This window comes from Streptomyces chilikensis (genome assembly GCF_001642695.1).
Lineage (GTDB): Bacteria > Actinomycetota > Actinomycetes > Streptomycetales > Streptomycetaceae > Streptomyces > Streptomyces chilikensis.
Genome location: NZ_LWCC02000019.1, coordinates 1 through 3800 on the forward strand (window position 1 = coordinate 1; position 3800 = coordinate 3800).

A 3800-nucleotide genomic window follows, 5' to 3' on the forward strand; every position below is an offset into this window, starting at 1 on the left:
GGCGCCCCGGCCCGGCCGGCCGGGGCGCCGCCCGGGAGGCTGACCCGCGCGTCCGTCGGAGGCGGGTGCCCCCGCCGGACGCCCGTGCTCCGGCCCGCACGCCCTGCGCGGCGGAAGCGGCGGGAGCGGACGACGGGCCCGGCTCGCCCCCGGGGCCGTCCGGAAGACGGCCTCGTCCTCGGCGGCACCGCCGAGGACGAGGAGCCGGCCGTCGAGGGCCAGGGGCCGGCCGTCGAGGACGGCCGTCCGGTCGCGGGTCGGACGGCATACCGGGTGCCGCGTGGGTGCGGTGGCCGCGGGTGACGGAATGACGCCGTCCGTTCCCGGTCCGCCCCGGCCCCCGGCACGCCGGGCGGACGGGGTTCCGGCCTGCCCCGACGCCGGACCGGTGCCCGCCGACCCGTAGATCCTTTCGCCGAACACCCCCTGAAGGCGGTGTTCGGCGTTCGGCGTTCCAGGACCGCCCCTCTTTCCCGGGGAAGCCCGACCGGTCGAACTCCGCCACGGGGCAACCCGGTTGGCCGGTCTCCGGCAGCCGGTGCACCAGTTCGTGCCGGACCCCTTTACGCCCCCGCAAGATCTCTGTCACCATCCCGTCGCAATTCCTTGCAGAAAAATTCCGACAGAACTTGCAGCCGGTCTCTCCCCCCTCACGGTGCGTCAGGCACCGGCAGCGGTGGGGCGGCGCAGCCGCCCGCAGGCGGACATCGCCCCCGAAGCCGCGGCCCGGCCGCCGCCCAGCCTCCTGGAGATCACGCATGAAAGAACGCACGCCCCGCAACAGACCGCTGAGACGCCTCCTGGCGGCCGTCACGGCCATGGCAGGCGCACTCGGCCTGCTCGCCGCGCTGCCCGCCGCGTCCTCCTCGAGGACGGACACGGTGCCGGCGGCCGCCGCCGGGTCCACGGCAACCGTCATCTACTACACGAAGACGAAGAACTGGGCGGCGTACAACCTGCACTACGCCCCGGACGGAGGTTCCTGGACCACCGTCCCCGGAGCGGCGATGGAAGCCGCCTGCACGGACTGGGTCAAGAAGACCGTGACCCTCGGCGCGGCCGGCGGGCTGCAGGCCACCTTCAACAACGGCAGCGGCACCTGGGACAACAACGCCGGCCGGAACTACGACCTGGGCACCGGGGCCATCACGGTCAAGGACGGGGTCGTGGCCCACAGCGACCCGTGTGCGGGCGGCACGGGCCCCGATCCCAGCCCCGGCCCCACCGGGGGCGCCGGCACCGCCACCGTCTACTACTCGACGGCGAGCGTCGGCTGGACCACCACGAACCTGCACTACATGCCCGCCGGGGGCGCCTGGACGGCCGTGCCCGGCGTCGGCATGGAAGCCGCCTGCACGGGCTGGACGAGGAGGACGGTCGACCTCGGCGCGGCGACGTCGATGAAGGCCGCGTTCAACAACGGCAACGGCACCTGGGACAACAACAACGGCGCGGACTACACCCTCGCGACCGGGGTGAGCACCGTGAAGGACCGGGTCGTGACGAAGAACGCCGCCGATCCCTGCGCGGCCGAGGCGCCGGACACCGAGGCGCCGACCGTCCCCGCGAAGGTGACGGCCAGGGCCGACGGCGTGGCCGTCGTCCTGACCTGGGAACCGTCCACCGACGACGAGGCGGTCACCCGGTACCAGGTCACCCGTACCGGGGGGAGCAGGGGCACGGTGGTCACCGACGTGAGTTCGACCGTGCTGTCGGTGGCGGACCTGGAGGAGAGGACGGCCTACACCTTCACCGTCCGCGCGGCCGACGCGGCCGGCAACCTGTCCGCGGCGTCGGCGCCGGCCTCCGCCACCACCGGGGACGAGCCGCCCGCCGCCGCGCAGGGCAAGCCGCTGGGCACCGACCCGCGCAAGGACCCGATCTACTTCGTGCTCACCGCCCGCTTCAACGACGGCGACAGCTCCAACAACCGCGGCGGCAGCCAGCACGAGCGTTCCGGGAACGCCGCCAACAACGACCCCATGTTCCGCGGCGACTTCAAGGGCCTGATCAACAAGCTCGACTACATCAAGGGCCTGGGCATGTCGGCCGTCTGGATCACCCCGGTGGTCCTCAACCGCTCCGACTACGACTACCACGGCTACCACGGCTGGGACTTCTACCGCGTCGACCGCCGCCTGGAGTCGGCGGGCGCGTCCTACCAGGACCTCATCAACGCCGCCCACGCGAAGGGCATGAAGATCTACCAGGACGTCGTCTACAACCACTCCTCCCGCTGGGGGGCCAAGGGGCTGTTCACGCCCAAGCACTACGGAGTGCGTGACGCCCAGTGGAGCTGGTACTACGACGAGCCCAACTCCTCGTTCGAGTACGACGGCCTGTCCGTGGAGCCGAAGTCCGGGAAGTCGTACTACAACGGCGACCTGTGGTCCACCGCCGAGCCCACCGGCAACACCTGCGTCAACTGGGGCCTGCCCACGCCGTCCACCTCGCCCGAGGGCCACCGCATCTACAACTGCCAGTGGCCCAACGCCACTTCCGGCGCGTGGCCCAAGGACGTCTACCACACCTGCTGGCTGGGCAACTGGGAGGGCGAGGACTCCCGCTCCTGCTGGCTGCACGACGACCTCGCCGACTTCGACACCGAGAGCGCCAAGGCCCAGAACTACCTGATCGGCGCCTACGACAAGTACATCGACATGGGCGTCGACGGCTTCCGCGTCGACACCGCCGTGCACATCCCGCGCACCACCTGGAACCGGCGCTTCCTGCCCGCGATCCAGGAGCGGGTCACCCAGCAGCACGGCGCCGAGGCCGCGAAGAACTTCTTCGTCTTCGGCGAGGTCGGCGCCTTCGTGAACGACAAGTGGAACCGGGGCTCGGTCAACCACTCCGCGCAGTTCTTCACCTGGAAGGAACGCAAGGAGTACAGCGCCGACGACGCCGAGGCCGCGCTCGAGATGTACGAGTACGAGAACAGCGCCGGCACGGCCGCGCAGCCGACGTCCGCCAACGCGTTCCTCGCGGGCAACGACTACCACGCGCCCGACCACAGCAGGTTCTCCGGCATGAACATCATCGACATGCGCATGCACATGAACTTCGGTGACGCGGCCAACGCCTTCCACAACGGCAAGGACTCCGACGACTCGACCAACGACGCCACCTACAACGTCGTCTACGTCGACAGCCACGACTACGGCCCCAACAAGAGCGGCGAACGCTACACGGGCGGCACCGACGCCTGGGCCGAGAACATGTCGCTGATGTGGACCTTCCGCGGCATCCCGACCCTCTACTACGGCTCGGAGATCGAGTTCCGGAAGGGCAGGAAGATCGACTGCGGGCCCACCTGCCCGCTGGCGACCACCGGGCGCGCCTACTACGGCGACCACCTCCAGGGCGACGTCAAGGCGTCGGGGTTCGGCAAGGTCGACTCCGCCACCGGCGCGGTCGCCACCACGCTGGCCCAGCCGCTGGTCAAGCACGTGCAGCGGCTCAACGAGATCCGCCGCGCGGTCCCCGCCCTGCAGACGGGCCAGTACTCCACCGAGGGCATCAGCGGCGAGATCGCCTACAAGCGCCGCTGGACCGCGGGCGGAACGGACAGCTTCGCCCTGGTCACCGTCACCCACGCCGCCGCCTACACCGGCATTCCCAACGGCACGTACCGGGACGCCGTCACCGGTGACACCCGGGTCGTCACCGACGGGAAGCTCACCGTCTCCGCTCCGGGCAAGGGCAACCTGCGCGTCTACGTCCTCAACGGCCCCGGCAAGATCGGCACCGCCGAAACCTACCTGAAGTAACCCGCCGTCCGATCCGCGTTCCCCCCCCCC

General features: G+C 70.9%; 1 protein-coding gene. It reads left to right on the forward strand.

What is annotated here, in order from left to right; translation table 11 throughout:
* Positions 1-758 precede the first annotated feature (758 nt).
* A complete protein-coding gene (locus tag A2U95_RS20910) occupies positions 759-3770 on the forward strand; it encodes a carbohydrate binding domain-containing protein (RefSeq protein WP_166025587.1) in 3012 nt (1003 codons plus the stop codon).
* Positions 3771-3800 lie beyond the last annotated feature (30 nt).